The following is a 17,935-nucleotide window of genomic DNA, read 5'->3' as shown; positions in this document are numbered from 1 at the left end:
TTTTTCTTGAGGACACCCCATGCCCCGGCTTACGCGCAGAACGGTTCTGACAGGCACAGCCTCCTGCGTCATCACCAGAAGCCGCGCGCGGGCTGAAACGCCTGCGGCCCCCCTTATCTCCCTGCCCGATGCAACGGTGCTTCCCTTATGGCCCACCACACCGCCCGGCGGAGGCGGCCCGGACAATCACACGCCACATCTTTCCCCCACCGGCTCTCTGACAGGCATTTCCGAACCTGTGCTTCAGATCTACCGTCCAGCCCGCCCCAATGGCGCGGCCATGATCGTGGCGGCAGGGGGCGGGTATCAACACATCACGCAACGCAAGGAAGCCACGCCTGCCACACGCTGGCTGCAAAAACTCGGCATAACCGTAGGGGTGCTCACCTACCGGCTGCCGATGGAAGGATGGCGTGCGGCGTCCCTCGCGCCATTTCAGGACGCCCAACGCGCCATACGGCTGCTCCGCACCCATGCCCGCCAGTATGGCATTGACCCTGACCGCATTGGTATTCTGGGATTTTCTGCCGGAGGACATCTGCTGGGGTTATGTGCCACCCGCCCTGACTGGCAGACCTACTCCCCCACGGATACCGCAGACACCGCCCCCATCAAGGTAGCGCTGGCGCTCCTCGCATATCCCATTGTTTCTCTGGAACCGCCATACAACCATACGCATACAAGCCGCACATTACTCGGCCCGCACCCCACGCAGGCAGATGCGCGGGCATGGTCCATTCCCCCTTACATACGGCGCGGCAGCCCGCCGTTCTTTCTGGTTCAGGCTGCGGATGACCCGATTGCCGCCCCGGACCAGACAGCCCTGTTAGAGCAAGCATGTCAGCAGAATGCCGTGCCTGTCACCCGGCACCTTTTTGCCGCCGGTGGTCATGGCTTTGGGCTAGGCCGCCCCGGCACCCCAACCCTCACATGGCCCCATCTGGCGGAACAGTTCCTGCACGAGCAGTCATTCATCAGCTAACATCCAGAAACTGCTGAAAGAGGCGTTATGAGAGAACGGGTGTTTATTCCCCTGCGGGAGTGATCTTCATTCCCCTCACTCGGAAGGATTAGCATTTTTTTCGGGCGGCTGATCATGCTCAACAAGTGTCTCAGCCTTTTCTTCAGCGTCGGCCAGACGCGCCACACGCTCTTCCAGCCGTTCCCGTGCTGCGGGCATGGGTCTATGGCGTTGCCCGTAGGCGTCCCGCGCCAAAAAATAACTGGTTAGACGGAGGCCAGCCAACCAGTCCTGCTTCGTGCCGGTCTCTTCGTCAGACAGCAGAAACGCCGGGAGCGGCAGCAGGCGGTTTTTCCACTCCCCGGCACCCTCTTCCGTCACAGCCTTACCTGTGCGCGGGGAAACATAGGCCAGTCCCTCCCTCGCCCCTGTCACCGCGCAACAGGAGAGATCCAGCCCGAACCCCAGATCGGCCAGAAGCGCCAGTTCCCACCGCACAACATGCGGCAGCCCTTCCTGCTGCGATACGGCAGGGTCCATTCCCAGAAAAGTCAGCAATTTCAGAGTAGGGGCAAACAGAGCCGGGCAAGGCTCGCCTTCTGGCAGGGCCGTATCAGCCAAAACGCACACAGACTGCATCATGGACAAAGCCAGCGGCGCATCCAGCAGCCGAAAACCACACCCGTACAGCATCTCGCCAGACAGGCGGGGCATGGTGCCTGCGCCGCGGGTCTGAAACCGGGTTTTCACCACATTGCCCGGTTGCCACAGCGCACTCCCTGCACGGGAGCGTGCGCCGTACGCCACGCCATGCACCAGACCATTCTCTTCGGTCAGCACATGCACGCGGGCGTTGACCTCCCCCAACGGGAAGGCAGAAAGCACAAGGGCGGGAGCCTCCCTATCCTGGGAAGTCCCGCCCTGTTGCATCAGTCAGGTTCGCCTGAAATCAGACGCCAGAGACTTTCGCTACTTCAGCAGCAAAGTCATCGGCTTCTTTTTCAATGCCTTCACCCAGCTGGAAGCGGTCAAAGCCAACCAGCTTCACGCCAGCTTTTTCCAGCACGTTCTTCACGCGGGTTTCGCCATCATGCACCCACACCTGTTCCAGAAGCACAACTTCTTCATAGAACTTGCGGATACGGCCTTCGATCATCTTTTCGATGATCGCTTCCGGCTTGCCAGAAGCACGAGCCTGTTCAACCAGAACGGCGCGTTCACGCTCAACTTCTTCCGGGTCCAGGCTGGTCACATCCAGAGAAGACGGACGAGTAGCAGCAACATGCATGCCAACCTGACGGCCAAGCTGTTCAATGGCATCATCAGCCGTGGGGGCTTCAATGGCAGCCAGAACACCAATCTTGCCCAGGCCCGGACGCAGCGCGCCATGCACATAAGTTGCCACAACGCCAGACGGCACCGTGAACACACGGGCACGACGCAGGGACATGTTTTCGCCAATGGTGGCAATCAGGTGCGTCAGTTCATCAGCAACCGTGCGGCCGGTTTCCAGCGTAGCGGCCTTGATGGCTTCCAGATCTTCACCAACCTTCAGGGCAATCTTGGCAACGCTTTCCACAAAGTTCTGGAAGGCTTCGTTACGGGCCACAAAGTCGGTTTCGGCGTTCACCTCAACCATGGCGGCTTTCTTGTCTTCAGACGCAACGCCTACCAGACCTTCAGCAGCGGTACGGCCGGACTTCTTGGCAGCAGCAGCCAGACCTTTGGTGCGCAGCCAGTCAATGGCGCCTTCAATTTCACCATTGGCTTCGTTCAGCGCTTTTTTGCAGTCCATCATGCCTGCGCCGGTCTTTTCGCGCAGTTCCTTCACCAGTGCAGCGGTAATAGCCGCCATATCTGTCACTCCTTAAAAACCGGAACGCGCCCGTGTAGGGGCGCGCACCGGGCTGTTTGTGCCTGCGCGCAGGCACCCATCTTATCTGAAACAGGCGGGCAAAAGGCCCGCCTGTCAGTCAACTTCAGTTTGCAGCCGGAGCTTCAGCAGCAGGAGCTGCTTCCGTTTCCAGAGCCGGATCAATCGGCAGCTCTTCAGCAGCACCGAAATCCTGGCCAGAAGCGCCGAGTTCAGCGGAAATCCCGTCCAGAACAGCGGAGGACACCAGATCACAGTACAGGGAGATCGCGCGGATGGCGTCATCATTCCCCGGAATCGGGAAGGTCACGCCCTTCGGATCAGAGTTGCTGTCCAGAATGGCCACAACCGGAATACCCAGCTTGTTGGCTTCTTCAACAGCCAGCTTTTCCTTGTTGGTGTCGATGATGAACAGGATATCGGGCAGGCCGCCCATTTCCTTGATACCACCCAGGGAGCGTTCCAGCTTGTCGCGGTCGCGGGTCATATCAAGAATTTCTTTCTTGGTCAGACCGGCCGTGCCGCCGTCCAGCATTTCTTCAATCTGGCGCAGACGCTTGATGGAACCCGTGATGGTCTTCCAGTTGGTGAGCATACCGCCCAGCCAACGGTGGTTCACATAATACTGGCCACACCGCTTGGCGGCTTCAGCAATCGGTTCGGCTGCGGCGCGCTTGGTGCCAACAAACAGAACGCGGCCACCACCGGCAACAGTGTTGCGGATTGCCTGCAGGGCGCGGTCAAGCAGGCCAACGGTCTGCTGCAGGTCAATGATGTGAACCTGGTTGCGCACGCCGAACAGATACGGCTCCATGCGCGGGTTCCACCGGCGGGTGTGGTGACCAAAGTGAACGCCAGCTTCCAGAAGCTGACGGAGTGTGAAATCAGGCATCGCCATGGGGCGTTTTTCCTACCATTCTGGTTAATCCTCCGCGAAGCACTGCCCTGCGTGAACAGGACACCAGAGGGTGAAGGCTTCGCGTGCGTCGTCCCGGCCTGGGCCAAGCGATGCCGATATGGCGGTTTTCGCTGGCCCATGCAAGGCAAAAAGTGTGTTTTCAGCCCTTTTTCAGCGGTCTGGCTGCCTTGTTGGGCACGCCCCCACGGGCCAGCAGAGCCCGCAGCGCCTTGACGATGGGGAACACTTCCACATTGTGGTCCCCACCCAGTTCACGCCATGCTTTCTGCTCAAGCTCCACAATCTCGCGGTCTTCTTCAAAGATACGGTGCGTGAACAGCCCCAGCGCGGGCCATGCCAGATCAAGCAGAAAACCCCATTTGGGTTTCTTGACAGACAACAGACCAAACGCCTGCGTGCCCTGCTGGTCAGACCCCAGCGGCACGTAACAGGCCCATAGATCCATGATCAGATCGCCATCCTTGTCATGAATTTTCAGCGTCTGATACGGGTAGGTGGTGCGGATGGACACCACTTCCTCTACCGGCTGCTCCCGCCCCTCCAGATCATGGTGCTTACCAAAAATCAGGGCTTCGGCCAGCGGCTGGTTGCCGCCCTTGCGGGCAAAGCTGTAACGGGCTTCCAGAAAGTTCTCGCCCTTGTCCTGCCCCAGAAAGCGCGCCGTGATGGAGCCCATCTGGCGGCGGTGCAGAAACTGATGGTTCATGTCCATCAGGTTTTCATGCATGAAGGTGTAGTGGCATTTCAGACGCGGGCCGAACTGGCGCGTCTTGTATTCCGGATTCCCTACCTGCGCGATATCCGGCACCGGCACAGTCTCGGCCAGAGCGGGATCTCCGGGGAAAATGAAAATCAGGCCCGCCTTTTCCCGGCACGGATACGCCCGCACGGGCCGCCCCACGTCCGAACGGTTCAGGTAGGGCACGGTCACGCATTTGCCTGCGCGGTCAAACGCCCAACCATGATAACAGCACTTGATGCAGTCGCCTTCCACCAGCCCTTTGCTCAAGGGTACCTGACGATGCGCGCAACGGTCTTCCAGTGCATAAACCGGCCCTTTTTCCGGGCGGATCAGCGCAATGGGGTGGCCAGCATAGCGGGTGGGAAAAGCCTTGCCCGGACGCACCTTGTGCGCCCACGCCACCGGGTACCAGAAATTCGGATTACTATCGATCTGCCGAAGATCATATTCCGGCGCTTCAGCCTGTTGAGCCGTTTCACTCCGAGAAGCTTCCACCAGCATGGCGTGCCCGTCCTTTCCCATGACCAGAGGCTGCTGTTCGGTGCGAACACAACCTCACACAATTCCTGCATGTTACGATTGAGCCTGTGGTTGCCATCATACAACCCCGGCCTCTGCATGCCAGATTAGCCCATGAAGAAGAGGCGTGCCTATCACGTCACGCAAAAAAGCTGCCTCCCCCGCAAGCACCAAAGCCGCAAGGAAAAGGCAGCGTCATGGAAAGCTCCTGAAAAGGGCCGCAGGAGCCCCTGTAGAAACCTGCACTGTCACAACAGCAGGGTCTAACAGTTACCCGGAAGCCGCTTTATCACTTCTGAGGCTGTGTTTCCGTATGAGGAGGCGTGGGTTTCTGGCGGCTATATTTGCCACCCTGATACTTGCCGGGCTGGTAAGCATGAGGTGGCGTAATGGATTCCTTGGTGGTTGGCGTGGAATCGGCTGGCCTGTCATTCGGCGGAGGCTGCGTGCCCGGTTGCTCGGCCTGCGTGCGCGGGTTGGTCCATAGCTTTTTGGATGGATCAATCCGTTTACCGTCTTTGTCCTGTGCCGCAGGTGGTGATTTACCAACCTGAGCGGCTGCGGAATCTGCCGTAGGGGGTTTGCCACTGTCATCCTGTGCCAGAGCAAAGGCCGGAGCCGCAACAAGTGTGGCTCCCAGCAGAAGCGAATAGAAGCGGATAGCCATGATGTGTCTCTCTGTGTTCTGTTATAATAGAGAAGCCTCATCACCTAAACTAACCAGTTTTGCAGAAGTTCCTTTCAAAGACGTTTTATCTTGCAAGCAGTCTTTGCAAATGTCCCACGTCCCTGTCCGCGCGGGGCAACACTGCTCTCACGTTCTGCCATGGCTTGAAACGGAACCTTTCCGCGCGCCAGCTACCCCTCCCTGCGCCACATCCAACAGCGTGCACAACCGGCGTAAACCGGACGCACAAGGTTCCATCCATTGCCCATCAAGCAGAGATACCACACGCACCCCCAGGCTGTTGACAAGATAAAGGGCCTTTGCCTGTTGCAGACGAGATAAATCCACACTTTCTTCTGTCATCACACCAGCGCGCAACAGCACGCTCCGCGCGATGCCCGGCAATGCGCCTTCCGCCACCGAGGGCGTGATAAACCGCTCCTCTTCCTGAACCACAACAGTGCTGACAGTTGTTTCCGCCACACGCCCCTGCACGTTCAGCAGCAAGGCGTCCTCATACCCTGCACGCACAGCTTCCTGCCGTGCCAGAATATTGGGCAGATAATTCAGACTTTTGATACGGCTCAACGGAGATTGCTCATCCCGGCGCACCAACCGGCTTGTCATGACCAAGACGGACGCCACGCGCGCTGTACCTGCCGCAACGGTCATGAACACAGTCGGCTGGACATTCTGCGGTGGCGCAAGGCCACGGGGGCCCGTGCCACGCGTTACGGTCAGGCGCGCGGAGCCATTTTGCAGCCCTGTTGCAGACAGAAGCGCTTTTGCCGCCTGTGCCACCTCTTCCGCTGAAGGGACCGGCAGAGCAAGCAATGCGCCGCCATCCCGCAAGCGCTGCATGTGCAGATCAAAATGGAGAAAATCTCTGTTCTTGACACGTATTGTTTCAAACAGGCCGTCTCCCAGCGTCAGCCCTCTGTCCGCCAGACTCACATGGGCCTGCGCGGCCACACACACCTGCCCGTTCAGCCAGACAAACGTCATGCCGCACCACCAAACAAGGAAAAGAAGGGAGCCAACTTCAAACGCATTTCCTCATATTCCTTTTCAGGATCGGAAAGAATGGTAATCCCTCCACCCGATGCCAGCGTCAGGCGGTCTGCCACGCGCGTAACCGTGCGGATAATGACGGAACTTTCCATCCTGCCCTCCACCCCGATGCAGAACACGCTGCCGCAATATGCTCCACGTGGAGAGGCTTCCAGTTCTTCTATAATTTCCATGGCTCTATGTTTGGGCGCGCCGGTCACCGACCCCGGCGGCAGGGTGGCTTGCAGCAGATCAAACACGTCCCGCCCCGCGGCCAACTCCCCCCGCACTTCAGACACCAGATGATGCACATGGGCAAAGCGTTCCACCGCCAGAAACTCCGGCACGCTCATGCTCCCTACCCGCGCCACCCGCCCGATATCATGACGCATCAGATCCACAATCATCAGGTTCTCAGCGCGTTCTTTTTCATCCTGCGCCAGAGCGGCGGCAAAAGCCCTGTCCTCCTCCGGCGTGCGCCCGCGTGGGGCCGTGCCCTTGATGGGGCGGGACGTGACACCCCGTTGCGCGTTCACCTGCAAAAACTGTTCAGGCGATGTGGAATGCAGCGTATAGCCACCCCCGCACCCAAGATACGCCCCGAAAGGTGCCGGAGCATGCTGACGCAGCGCCAGATAAAGCGCCACATTTGAAAAATCTTCTGGAAAATGGCTGCTATATCGGCCCGTGATGTTCACCTGAAAAATATCACCCGCCGCAATATAATCCCGCGCCCGCGCCACCGCCGCGCAATAGGACTCTCGTGGCTGATCCGGCACAAACGTGACGGCTGGCAGCGGCGCACAGGCAGCAGAAACCGCAGGCAGAGCATGCCAGGCTGTTACATGCGCCTGCCATGGTTCGGAGGCTGGAACGCCCTCCGTTTCACTGGTGAATAACCCGGTAATAAAGGCACGTTTTTCAAGACGGTCCCACAGAAATGCGTGATCATAAAACCCGGCGGCAAAATCCGGTTCATCTGAAACACGATGATTCACCCTGATCTGTTCCAGAGCCTGCCCTAGCCCATACCCTGCAAAACCAATCCATCCGCCATGAAACGGCAGGGCATAAGTGCCCGTTTCGTTGTCCACCCACATGGCGGCAGGCATGATGCGCCTCAGCCGGGCGAAGAGATCGGAGGGTGTAAAGGGGGCGGCAGGCTCGGCATCCTGAATAATCAGACCATTTTTCACGCTCAGAACATGACGTGGCGCCGTGCAGAAAATCTGCCAGCGACTTCTGTCCACCACCGGACCGCCGCTATCCAGAAACGCGCACCATGGGGCCTCCCCCCATGCGGCAAAAACCGTTTCCGGCTCCCGCCATGGCACTTCACGCGCCCATACACGCACGCTCTTCATGCTGTCTTCGGGCTCCTGTGCGGAAAACCATAAAAAGCGCCTGCGGAGGAGATCAACGTTCGGTTCTCTCTACCGCAGGCTTGCTGTCTTTCACGCCTGTTCTCTCACCTGAAAGGCGTGGTGCTTCGCCCAACACGCCGCACTATAAACAGAGAGCCCCGACCCCATTTTTCTGTCTGGCGTCACACCTGCTCGACACGGGAAATACCCGGCAGTGTCTTCAGTTTTTGGCCAAGCAGAGGAGTTACGCGGTAGCCACCTTTCAAGCGCACTTCCACATCACAGGTTTCATCCAGCCCCGGCATCAACACAATGCGACCGGGGCCACCGCGCTGTTCGTTCAGCAGGGCGCTCAGTTGGGCCAGCGCATCTTCCCGCTCCACCCACACGCGCATTTCGCTCGCACCCTGTGCCGCAGCCTGCTCCAGTTCCATAATATCACTGGCCGTAATGCGCAGGGCTTCGCCTTCCAGTTTCAGATCCGCTTTAACCAGAACCGCCGTGCCCGGCACCAGACTTTCCCGCACCCGACTGAGCACTTCAGAAAACACGGTCACTTCACACCCGCCAGAAGCATCAGACAGACGTACCCATGCCATCTTGTTGCCCGTGCGCGTGGGGCGTTCTTTCTTGTCCACCACACATCCGGCAATGCTGACACGCCCTACCCCAGCCTCCGCCGCAGACAGAAGAGCTGACGATTTTGTTGCCCCCAACCGGCGCAGAACCGGGCCATAGGCGTCTAGCGGGTGGGCTGTCATGTGAAAGCCAATGGCTTCTGCTTCCATGGCCAGCCGTTCAAACTCCGGCCAGTCGGAACCATCCACCATGCGCAGGGGCTCCACGTCCCCACCACCGCCAAACAGGCCAATCTGGCCGGACGCCGCTTCCTGCGCCTGACTTTGCGCCCGCCGCAAAATGGTATCAGCAGAGCGGTACACACGGGCCCGGTTTTTATCCAGACACTCAAAGGCCCCCGCTTTGGCCAGATTTTCCATCTGCATGCGGTTGATCTGCTTCGGGTCCACCCGTGTAGCAAAATCCGTTATGTCCTTGAACGGTTTGTTGCCCCGTGCGGCAACAAGCGCTTCCATGGCGCTGAACCCCACCTTCTTGATGGCAGCCAGCGCGTAGCGAATACCGTTGGTACCATCAGGCAATGTCTCAACCGAGAAATCGGCTTCCGATTTATTAACATCCGGCGGCAACACCTTGATGCCCATACGCTCGGCTTCCTGCCGCAGGGCCGCCAGTTTTTCCGTACGTTCCCGCGCAAGGGACATACAGCCCGCAAGGAAGGCAACAGGATGGTTAGCCTTCATCCACGCCGTTTGGTAGGAAACAAGCGCGTATGCCGCCGCGTGAGATTTGTTAAAACCGTAGTCAGCAAATTTCGCCATGAGGTCAAACACCTCAACGGCTTTGTCACGGTCAATGCCGCGTTTTACGGCCCCTTCTGTAAAGATCTCGCGCTGCGTATCCATTTCCGCACGGATCTTCTTACCCATGGCACGGCGCAGAAGGTCAGCGCCGCCAAGGCTGTAGCCCGCCATTTTCTGGGCAATCTGCATCACCTGTTCCTGATAGACCATAATGCCGTAGGTCTCTTCAAGAATATCGCGGATTTCCTCATGCGGGGGCTCCCACGCCTCCCCATGTTTCCGGCGACAGTAATCGGGAATGTTCGCCATCGGCCCCGGACGATACAGCGCCACGGCGGCAATCAGATCTTCCAGCCGGGTGGGACGCATCTGTTTGAGAACGTCGCGCATACCCGCGCCTTCAAACTGGAACACGCCTGCGGTGTCACCCTTGCTGAGCATTTCATACGTTGCAGGGTCATTCAGCGGAATGCGGCTGAGATCAACCTCAATGCCCATTTTCTTGAGGAAACCAACGCCCCTTTGCAAAATGGTCAGGGTTGTCAGGCCCAGAAAGTCGAACTTGACCAGCCCGGCCTGTTCAACAAACTTCATGTTATACTGGGTGACCAGCATGTCACTCTTCGGGTCTCGGTAGAGTGGCACCAGTTCAACCAGTGGGCGGTCACCAATCACAACCCCTGCGGCATGTGTACTGGCGTGGCGGAAAAGCCCTTCAATCTGCTGGCCAATTTCCAGAAGCCTGCGCAGCGATTCATCGCTTTCACGCATCTCCTGCAATTTGGGCTCGCCCGCTATGGCTTCCTTCAGGGTAACAGGTTTGGCGGGGTTGTTGGGGATCAGTTCCGCAACACGGTTGACCATGCCATATGGCAGCCCCAGCACACGCCCTACGTCACGCACCGCAGCACGGGCCTGCAGTTTTCCAAACGTGATGATCTGCGCCACACGGTCTGCCCCGTATTCACGCCGCACATAGGCTATCACCTCGTCTCGCCGGTCCTGACAGAAGTCGATATCAAAGTCAGGCATGGACACACGTTCCGGATTCAGAAACCGTTCGAACAGCAGATTGAACGGCAGCGGATCAATATCCGTGATGGTCAACGCCCATGCGGCCAGAGAACCTGCACCCGACCCACGCCCCGGCCCCACCGGAATATCATGCGCCTTCCCCCACTGAATGAAGTCCGCAACGATCATGAAGTAACCGGGGAAGCCCATCTTGGAGATGATATCCAGCTCAAATGCCAGACGATCGCTATATTTCTTGCGGGTTTCCTCATCCACATTCATGCCCGCAAGGCGTTTTTCCAACCCTTCCCACGCCATGGCCCGCAGGGTTTCATCTTCCGTAGCCCCTTCACGCACCTTGGGGCAGATGGGCAGCAGCGGCTTGCGCGTTTCCACCTTCACGGCGCAGCGGCGGGCAATTTCCAGCGTGTTGTCACAGGCATCCGGCAGATCAGCAAACAGTTCCCGCATGACGGCAGGCGGCTTGAACCAGTGTTCCGGCGTCACGCGCCAACGGTCACGCTCGGCCATGGTGCGGCCCTGCGCAATACAGATCAGCGCATCATGGGCTTCATACATTTCCGGCTTGGGAAAGAAACATTCATTGGTCGCCACCAGCGGCAGGCCAAACTGATTTGCCAGCGCCAGAACGCCGGGCTCCACGGCCTTTTCAATAGCAAGATTGTGGCGGTGCAGTTCTACAATCAGCCGATCATCAAACGCTTCATGCATCTGCGCCAGCCAGCGTTCGGCCTCTTCCTTCTGCCCTTCCGCCAGCATCTGGAACAGCGGGCCGCGTGTGCCGCCGGTAAACAGCATCAGCCCTTCCGATTTCTCGAACAGCGTCTCCAACTGCACAGTCGGGTCAGACGGATCAGATTCCTTGAACCCTTCGGAGGAGAGAAACTGAAGGTTGGTCAGCCCCACCTCGTTCTGGGCCAGAAGCACAATGGGTTCCGCCGGGCTGCCGGGTTTGTCATTTCGGGATGGCAGACCAACCTGACAGCCAATAATGGGCTGTATGCCGGATTTGGTGCAGTACTGTGAGAATTCCAACGCCCCGAACAGATTGCCCGAATCCGTAATAGCCACGGCGGGCATCTGCATGTCTTTCGCCATCCCCGCCAGTTCTGGCACACGAATGGCCCCCTGACTGAGGGAGTAAGCGGAATGAACACGGAGATGGACAAAATCAGCGTAAGACATCCTTTGATCCTACCACAGCCCGCCCGAAATCTCACCTCTTGCAGGCCCCTATTTGGCACCCCATGCGCCCTCTTTTTTATGGACGCGGAAACCATGCGGAAGGGGAGATACCTGCGCCATTCCCCATGCGCTTCTCCTCCCGGCGCAGCATCGCCCTCCTATAGCCTTCCGTGACCGTGCGGGCTGACACAGCAGCCACAGAAAACAGAGTCAGCCCACTTTCTTCCGCCCTTGCAAGCTCTGCGGAGCAGCCATTCATCAGGCTCAAAAACCCGTGTGTTACGCTGCCCTGCCCTTGCCATGGCACGCCCCCTCCCCAAGGGTATGGGCTTACAAAAACGTGACGGAGTACAAAAACGTGCAATATCGTCAGCTAGGCCGTTCCGGTCTGCTTGTGTCCGCCTTCACACTGGGAACCATGACCTTTGGCGGAAAAGGGGCCTTCGCCAAGACCGGCAACACCGATGTAAAAGGTGCCTCCCGCCAGATTGACCAATGTCTGGATGCCGGGATCAACATGTTTGATACGGCGGACATCTATTCCTCGGGCGAATCAGAAACCATTCTGGGGCAGGCGCTCAAGGGCCGCACCAAGGAAGCGCTGGTAACCACCAAGGCCCGCTTCCGCACCGATGATGGACCAAATGGAGAGGGTTCTTCCCGCTATCATCTGATTGCCGCCTGTGAAGCCAGCCTGAAACGGCTGGGGCGTGATCACATTGATCTCTACTACCTGCATGAGTGGGATGGCATCACCCCGCTGGACGAAACGCTGGAAGCGCTGGATACGCTGACAAAAGCAGGCAAGATCCGCTACGCTGGTGTTTCAAACTTCTCCGGCTGGCATCTGATGAAGGCGCTCTCCATTGCTGAGCAGAACCGCCTGATCGCCCCGGTGGCCCAGCAGATTCATTACACCCTGCAAGCACGTGAAGCAGAGTATGAACTGCTGCCCATAGCGGTGGATAAATCCATTGGCGTGCAGGTCTGGAGCCCGCTAGCCGGGGGGCTTCTCTCGGGCAAATATCGGCGTAACAAGCCCATGCCAGAAGGGCGGCAGCTTGAAAACTGGGGCGAACCCCCGGTGCATGACAAGGAAAAGCTGTTTGATATTGTAGAAGTGCTGGTGGCTGTGGGGGAAGAACTGGGCGTTTCCGCCGCGCAGGTGGCACTGGCCTGGACCATGCATCGCCCAGCCATAACATCCGTGGTTATCGGTGCCCGCACGGATGAACAGCTTGCAGATAACCTGAAAGCTGCCAGCCTCACGCTTTCTGAAGATCAGATCAAACGGCTGGATGAGGCCAGCAAACCGCCCCTGCTTTATCCTTACTGGCATCAGGCCAACACTGCCGCCGCCCGGCTAAGCCCTGCGGACCGCCTGCTTCTGGCACCTTTTACAAAAAAGCCGTAAAATAAAAGCATTCCGGGCAAGCGCGGGGTATGGGATGACGCCACCCAGCCTTGTCGCGGCCCTTTTCTTTTGCTTATCAGGACACACAATGAAGCTTGTTAGAACAAGGCAGGAACTGGCTGAGAGTGTCACGGAGTGGCAGCGCGCGGGGGAGACTATTGGCGTAGTTCCCACCATGGGCTCTCTCCATGCAGGCCATCTTGCCTTGGTTACAGCGCTGGATGGCAAGGCCACCCGACGTATTGTGACCATTTTTGTTAACCCTATCCAGTTCAACAACCCGGATGATTTTCACCTCTACCCCCGTGGGCTGGAAGCAGATGCCGCGTTACTGGAAAAAACCGGACGGGTAGATATTCTGTACGCGCCGGATGAAACACAGATTTACGCCCCCGGCTTTTCAACCCGCGTTATTGTCTCCGGGCTCGACGCCATGCTGTGCGGGAATGATCGCCCCGGCCATTTTAACGGCGTGGCCACAATTGTAACAAAGCTATTCATGCAAACCCGTGCAGATATCGCCGTTTTTGGTGAAAAAGATTTCCAGCAACTGTGCATTGTGCGTCGCCTGGTGCAGGATCTGGATCTGCCGGTTTCCATTCTGCCGGTACCCACCGTGCGTGAGGCAGACCAGCTTGCCCTGTCCTCCCGCAACCGGAGGCTGAGCCATACGCAGCGGGACCGCGCCGCCCACCTGCCCGCCAGCCTGCAAACATGTATTGCAGAACTGAAGGCAGGAAAAAATTTGGAAACCTGCCTGAAAACATGCTGGCATGATCTGGAAGAAGCCGGGTTCACGGTGCATTACCTTGAACTGCGCTCAGGAAAAAACCTCCAGCTCACCCAGCCATCAGACCCCACAGCCCGCCTGTTTGTGGCGGCAAGCCTTGGCGATGTGCGGCTGATTGATAACATGCCCCTGTGCTGAGCCAATTCTGCTCCAGACACCCCCAACCCCACCAAGAAAGCCCTTATTCATGACCATTACACGCCTTGAGCCCGAAGAACGCCTGACGGGTGCCGTTATTTACAACGGCCTTGTGCATCTGGCCGGACAGGTAGCGGAGGATGCCTCTCTGGATGCCGAAGGCCAGATGGCCGATATTCTGCGGCAGGTGGATGCCCTGCTGGCCAAGGCTGGCACGGATAAAAGCCGCCTGCTTTCTGTTCAGATCTTTCTGGCTGACATGAGCGATATGGCCGCCATGAACCGCGCCTGGGATGCGTGGCTGGACCGCAATAACAAACCGGCCCGCGCAACTGTGGAAGCCAAACTGGCCAACCCCGCATGGCGCGTGGAACTGACAGGCATCGCCGCCCTGCACTAAGCAGCAGAACAGAAAGGGGGCGGCTTTTCTGAAAGCTGCCTCCGCCCCACGCAACCGCAACCGCAACCGCAACCGCAACCGCAACCGCAACCGCAACCGCAACAAAATGCGGCGGCATTATCGGCACACATGCAAGCATAATTTTATGCAAGACAAGGCCGTGCGTTTAAATTGTCAGGGGAAAATCTGGCTGGCTCCCGAAGTAGGACTCGAACCTACGACCCAGCGATTAACAGTCGCTTGCTCTACCAACTGAGCTATTCGGGATCAGCGAGGCACCGTATAACCGGGTTCCCGGCGGGTCGTAAAGCCCCTTTTTTCATTTTTTTTCATTTCCGGTTTCCCTTGCAGGACGACACCCGGAAAAACACGGTGTAGGAAGGACTTCATGAGCACAAACGGACCTTCTTCCAGCCCGGTTTTCCGCCGCCGTATCCTGTTTACCAGCCTTGCGGGGTTGGCCATGGCAGGCGGTGTGGGTGGTTATGAACTCCACCGCGCCCACCGGCCTCCGCACAAGCAGCCAGATGGCCGTTACAGAAAGCTCACCATTGCATGGCCCCACGCCACCACGGCCCCGGTGCTGGCCGTGGCGTATCAGAAAGACTTTTTTGCCCGTTACAGTCTGGAACTGGAAACTGCCGGAGATTTTCTGGATGGTTCTGAAGCGCTGGATGCGCTGGCACATGGCAAGGCAGCCTATGCCGTTGCCCCGGCGCTGACATGGCTACCCCGGCTGCACGCGGGGCTGCAAGCCAGCCTTGTGCTGGGCATTCAACCCGGCGTGTTCCGCCTTCTGGTGCGCCGCGGCTCTGGCGTGACCCGGCTGGATCATCTCCTTAACCGCCCCGTAGGCGTGCCAGACCTGAATGCCGCGGATAAACTGTTCTTTGCCATCATGATGCGCCGCAAGGGCATTAACGCCATGGCTGGCGTGAACTGGAAAACCCTGCCTGCTGAAGAACTTCTGGGTGCTGCCCAACGCAAGGAACTGGATGCCGTTGTAGCGCATGATCCGCTGGCATGGCAGCTCCTTAACCAGAGCGATGGCCTGTTTGCCGAACTGGTTAGCAGTAACAGCGGCCATTATGCGGACCGTACCAACCTGATTTTAGGCGTGAGCGCCAGCGCTTTTGAAGAAGACCCGGATGCCGCAACCGCCCTCACCCTCGCCCTGCGCGATGCTGCAAAGTGGACCAACACCCATCGGAGCGAGGCCGCCACCCTGATTGCGGATGATACCCCCACCATGACGCCAGACAACGTGCTGGCCATGCTGAACAGTGAGCCAACAATCCGCCCCGTGACCGGCCACGCCCTGCGCGAACAGATGGCCCAGTATTGTGATGAACTCCAGCTAATCTCCCTTTTGCCCGAAGCGGAAAGTGCGGCTGATCTGGCAAAAAGCTACACGCGCAACGTACTGCGCGGGTAAAGCTCTGGCCGGGCCGGTGGTTGCGCTACTGCGCTTGTTTTATCTCGATTGATGAGGCAGCCGTCCTTTTGCGATTACGGGGCAAGCGCAGTTCGCTGGCCAGTACGCCCGCCACAATCAGCCCTGCCCCGACAAGAGCAGAGGCTGGCAGAACCTCTCCCGCCATGCGCCCTACCAACCCTGCCCATACGGGTTCACCCGCATAGATCACGGTTGCTCTGGTCGGGGAGACGGTTTTCTGCGCCCAGTTCATGGCAAACTGGATAATGGCTGTCATGGCTCCCAGCCCGACCGCAGCACTTACCCAAACCCAGGAAAAGGCAGGCACGGCCTCACCCGCAAGTGGCATGGCACAAAAAGCCAGCATCCCCGCCACCAGAAGCTGCACCATGGTCACCCGGCGGCTATCCACGCCCGGCGCAAAACGGCTGATTAGAATAATTTCCACGGCAATGGCCAATGCACACAACAGCGTGGAGATTTCTCCGGCACTGAACTGTAGGCCGGTAGCGGCATTCGGGCCTGTCAGCAGCACAAGCCCCACAAAGGCGCAGGCCACGCCAAACCAGCTCATGGCATGGGGCCTACGGCGCAGGACCGCCCATTGCAGAAACGGAACCATTGGCACATACAATGCCGTAATAAAGGCAGACTGGCTGCTGGGAATGGTTTTCAACCCCAGCGTTTGCAGACTGTAGCCCAGAAACACCGCCACCCCGATACAGGCCCCGGCCTTGACCTCATGCCGCCGGAACCCGCCCAGCGATTTATGGAACAGCACCACGGACATGATACCCGCCGTTATGAACCTTACCCCTACGAAAAAAAGCGGGCCGGTATGGCGCATGGTATTATGAATGATGAGGAACGTTGCCCCCCACAACATGGTAATGCCAATCAAAATCATCTCCTGACGGGAGAGCATCTTGACTGGCGACACAGAGGTGGGATGAATCCGGTTCATAGTTTGCAGCATATATGGGCACTATAATGCACAATCAAGCCCCGCGTTCTGATGTTCTTGCCCATGTGGGAACCAATCTTCGCCGCCTACGCAAAGAAGCTGGCTTAAGTCAGGAAGCTTTAGCCGTGGCTTCCGGCATCAGCCGCCGCATGATTGTGAATCTGGAAACCGGCAACGCCAATATCAGCCTGGGCACGCTGGACCGCCTGGCGGAAGCCCTGAACACGTCCTTCCTGAAACTGGTCAGCAACCCCGAGCGTGAAATCCGGCGGCTGGAGGAAGTGATGTGGCGTGGCGTAGGACCACAGAGTCAGGCCACATTGCTGGGGGCTGCCCCTGCCCGGCATGATACCCAGCTCTGGCTGTGGTCTCTGGAAGTAGGCGAGCGCTACACGGCTGATCCGGACCCGGAAGGCTGGCATGAAATGATTTTTGTGCTGCAAGGCACATTGCGGCTGGATTTTGACACGGAAAGCCAGATTGTGCCGACCAATGACTTCACCATCTATAGTAGCGCCCAGAACTACGCCTACCAGAACGTAGGGGATGGCGTTTTGCGCTTTATCCGGTCTGTGTCGTCCTGATCCTCAGGTATCCGTCCAGTCTCTTACAATACAAACTGGTTTTAAAAGCAGTTCTTCATCCGCAAGCGCTAGCTGCACTTGCGCGACCACAGATCAAAACAACGGTGCCAATCAGTGCACATTCTTATTGCCTTGGGCTGTAGCGTGAGTGACCACCCACTGCTTTACAAGGGTTGGGATTCTGCCTGCGCCCTGTTGTGGTTTCCATTCTGCCATCAGGTGTTGGAGCGGGAGCCGCATCTTTTGGTGTCGAAGAAAAAACCGCTGACATGGGTGCCCAGATAAGAGCGGTGGATAATCCTGAAACATGACAACTCGTGGTTAGAGCAGGCGCTTTATGGATGACAATCTGGACAGAATAGACGCCTGTCAGACGGAAACCTCAGATGTAGAAAAAGCTCAAAAACTCTGCAGTTTCATTCTGCCAGAAAAGTAGAGATCGGCTTGCAGGGGTCATTGCTTTGGCTGCCGTCAACGCGGAAATCTCACAGATGGAGTAATTTTGGATCATTT

At 58.1% G+C, this 17,935-nt stretch carries 15 protein-coding genes and 1 tRNA gene; 6 read left to right on the top strand and 10 right to left on the bottom strand.

The window, feature by feature from the left end; genetic code table 11:
• The first annotated feature begins 19 nt into the window (after nucleotides 1-19).
• On the top strand, nucleotides 20-982 hold the full coding sequence (locus AD944_RS06940; protein WP_045542751.1) for an alpha/beta hydrolase: 963 nt from the start codon (nucleotides 20-22) through the stop codon (nucleotides 980-982).
• A 75-nt stretch (nucleotides 983-1,057) separates the two neighbouring features.
• Here AD944_RS06940 and recO read toward each other — a convergent pair whose 3' ends face one another.
• The 8 genes from recO to dnaE all read right to left on the bottom strand — a co-directional run bounded on the left by recO (nucleotide 1,058) and on the right by dnaE (nucleotide 11,697).
• Complete coding sequence (gene recO / locus AD944_RS06935; protein WP_045542750.1) at nucleotides 1,058-1,891, bottom strand: DNA repair protein RecO; 834 nt, start codon at nucleotides 1,889-1,891, stop codon at nucleotides 1,058-1,060.
• 19 nt (nucleotides 1,892-1,910) lie between these two features.
• Nucleotides 1,911-2,816: a translation elongation factor Ts gene (gene tsf / locus AD944_RS06930; protein WP_045542749.1), complete on the bottom strand. Its 906-nt coding sequence runs from the start codon at nucleotides 2,814-2,816 to the stop codon at nucleotides 1,911-1,913.
• A gap of 124 nt (nucleotides 2,817-2,940) precedes the next feature.
• Nucleotides 2,941-3,732 (bottom strand): 30S ribosomal protein S2, encoded by a 792-nt coding sequence (gene rpsB / locus AD944_RS06925; RefSeq protein WP_035380481.1) that lies wholly within the window; start codon nucleotides 3,730-3,732, stop codon nucleotides 2,941-2,943.
• Nucleotides 3,733-3,892: 160 nt separating this feature from the next.
• Complete coding sequence (locus AD944_RS06920; RefSeq protein WP_045542748.1) at nucleotides 3,893-4,996, bottom strand: aromatic ring-hydroxylating dioxygenase subunit alpha; 1,104 nt, start codon at nucleotides 4,994-4,996, stop codon at nucleotides 3,893-3,895.
• A 307-nt stretch (nucleotides 4,997-5,303) separates the two neighbouring features.
• Nucleotides 5,304-5,681: a hypothetical protein gene (locus tag AD944_RS06915; RefSeq protein ID WP_052051376.1), complete on the bottom strand. Its 378-nt coding sequence runs from the start codon at nucleotides 5,679-5,681 to the stop codon at nucleotides 5,304-5,306.
• A 147-nt stretch (nucleotides 5,682-5,828) separates the two neighbouring features.
• Nucleotides 5,829-6,686 (bottom strand): aminotransferase class IV, encoded by an 858-nt coding sequence (locus AD944_RS06910; protein ID WP_045542747.1) that lies wholly within the window; start codon nucleotides 6,684-6,686, stop codon nucleotides 5,829-5,831.
• Nucleotides 6,683-8,095, bottom strand: coding sequence for an aminodeoxychorismate synthase component I (gene pabB, locus AD944_RS06905; RefSeq protein WP_045542746.1), 1,413 nt, complete (start codon nucleotides 8,093-8,095; stop codon nucleotides 6,683-6,685). Before pabB ends, AD944_RS06910 begins: the two co-directional genes overlap by 4 nt.
• 182 nt (nucleotides 8,096-8,277) lie before the next feature.
• Nucleotides 8,278-11,697, bottom strand: coding sequence for a DNA polymerase III subunit alpha (gene dnaE / locus AD944_RS06900; RefSeq protein WP_045542745.1), 3,420 nt, complete (start codon nucleotides 11,695-11,697; stop codon nucleotides 8,278-8,280).
• 358 nt (nucleotides 11,698-12,055) lie between these two features.
• On the opposite strand from dnaE, the gene AD944_RS06890 reads away from it, so the two are divergent.
• The 3 genes from AD944_RS06890 (at nucleotide 12,056) to AD944_RS06880 (ending at nucleotide 14,439) form a co-directional block, all read left to right on the top strand.
• Complete coding sequence (locus AD944_RS06890) at nucleotides 12,056-13,111, top strand: aldo/keto reductase (RefSeq protein ID WP_045542764.1); 1,056 nt, start codon at nucleotides 12,056-12,058, stop codon at nucleotides 13,109-13,111.
• Between the two features lie 88 nt (nucleotides 13,112-13,199).
• On the top strand, nucleotides 13,200-14,039 hold the full coding sequence (panC, locus tag AD944_RS06885; RefSeq protein ID WP_045542743.1) for a pantoate--beta-alanine ligase: 840 nt from the start codon (nucleotides 13,200-13,202) through the stop codon (nucleotides 14,037-14,039).
• Nucleotides 14,040-14,088: 49 nt separating this feature from the next.
• A complete protein-coding gene (locus AD944_RS06880; RefSeq protein WP_045542742.1) occupies nucleotides 14,089-14,439 on the top strand; it encodes a RidA family protein in 351 nt (116 codons plus the stop codon).
• 191 nt (nucleotides 14,440-14,630) lie between these two features.
• Here the strand turns inward: AD944_RS06880 and AD944_RS06875 are convergent.
• Nucleotides 14,631-14,706: transfer RNA gene (locus AD944_RS06875), tRNA-Asn, on the bottom strand.
• A 121-nt stretch (nucleotides 14,707-14,827) separates the two neighbouring features.
• Here AD944_RS06875 and AD944_RS06870 point away from each other — a divergent pair.
• Nucleotides 14,828-15,874, top strand: coding sequence for an ABC transporter substrate-binding protein (locus AD944_RS06870; protein WP_045542741.1), 1,047 nt, complete (start codon nucleotides 14,828-14,830; stop codon nucleotides 15,872-15,874).
• 25 nt (nucleotides 15,875-15,899) lie between these two features.
• Here AD944_RS06870 and AD944_RS06865 read toward each other — a convergent pair whose 3' ends face one another.
• The gene (locus AD944_RS06865; protein WP_082741266.1) at nucleotides 15,900-16,799 is read right to left on the bottom strand and encodes a DMT family transporter; all 900 of its coding nucleotides are present in this window, start codon (nucleotides 16,797-16,799) and stop codon (nucleotides 15,900-15,902) included.
• Between the two features lie 65 nt (nucleotides 16,800-16,864).
• Here AD944_RS06865 and AD944_RS06860 point away from each other — a divergent pair, with 65 nt between their 5' ends.
• Nucleotides 16,865-17,422 carry a helix-turn-helix domain-containing protein gene (locus AD944_RS06860; RefSeq protein ID WP_201785454.1) on the top strand — a complete coding sequence of 186 codons (558 nt, stop codon included), beginning with the start codon at nucleotides 16,865-16,867 and terminating at the stop codon, nucleotides 17,420-17,422.
• Nucleotides 17,423-17,935 lie beyond the last annotated feature (513 nt).

The sequence above is a fragment of the Acetobacter tropicalis genome, assembly GCF_001580915.1.
GTDB lineage: Bacteria > Pseudomonadota > Alphaproteobacteria > Acetobacterales > Acetobacteraceae > Acetobacter > Acetobacter tropicalis.
The sequence above is the reverse complement of the archived record's forward strand: the minus strand, read 5'-3'. Positions and strand labels throughout refer to the sequence as shown.

Bases quoted from the DNA above. Each gene is read 5' to 3' on its own strand.
- AD944_RS06880 (WP_045542742.1), top strand. From the start codon at position 14,089: ATGACCATTACACGCCTTGAGCCCGAAGAACGCCTGACGGGTGCCGTT.
- AD944_RS06865 (WP_082741266.1), bottom strand. From the start codon at position 16,799: ATGCTCTCCCGTCAGGAGATGATTTTGATTGGCATTACCATGTTGTGG.
- AD944_RS06860 (WP_201785454.1), top strand. From the start codon at position 16,865: ATGCACAATCAAGCCCCGCGTTCTGATGTTCTTGCCCATGTGGGAACC.
- panC (WP_045542743.1), top strand. From the start codon at position 13,200: ATGAAGCTTGTTAGAACAAGGCAGGAACTGGCTGAGAGTGTCACGGAG.
- AD944_RS06910 (WP_045542747.1), bottom strand. From the start codon at position 6,686: ATGACGTTTGTCTGGCTGAACGGGCAGGTGTGTGTGGCCGCGCAGGCC.
- AD944_RS06940 (WP_045542751.1), top strand. From the start codon at position 20: ATGCCCCGGCTTACGCGCAGAACGGTTCTGACAGGCACAGCCTCCTGC.
- AD944_RS06920 (WP_045542748.1), bottom strand. From the start codon at position 4,996: ATGCTGGTGGAAGCTTCTCGGAGTGAAACGGCTCAACAGGCTGAAGCG.
- AD944_RS06915 (WP_052051376.1), bottom strand. From the start codon at position 5,681: ATGGCTATCCGCTTCTATTCGCTTCTGCTGGGAGCCACACTTGTTGCG.
- dnaE (WP_045542745.1), bottom strand. From the start codon at position 11,697: ATGTCTTACGCTGATTTTGTCCATCTCCGTGTTCATTCCGCTTACTCC.
- pabB (WP_045542746.1), bottom strand. From the start codon at position 8,095: ATGAAGAGCGTGCGTGTATGGGCGCGTGAAGTGCCATGGCGGGAGCCG.
- recO (WP_045542750.1), bottom strand. From the start codon at position 1,891: ATGCAACAGGGCGGGACTTCCCAGGATAGGGAGGCTCCCGCCCTTGTG.
- tsf (WP_045542749.1), bottom strand. From the start codon at position 2,816: ATGGCGGCTATTACCGCTGCACTGGTGAAGGAACTGCGCGAAAAGACC.
- rpsB (WP_035380481.1), bottom strand. From the start codon at position 3,732: ATGGCGATGCCTGATTTCACACTCCGTCAGCTTCTGGAAGCTGGCGTT.
- AD944_RS06870 (WP_045542741.1), top strand. From the start codon at position 14,828: ATGAGCACAAACGGACCTTCTTCCAGCCCGGTTTTCCGCCGCCGTATC.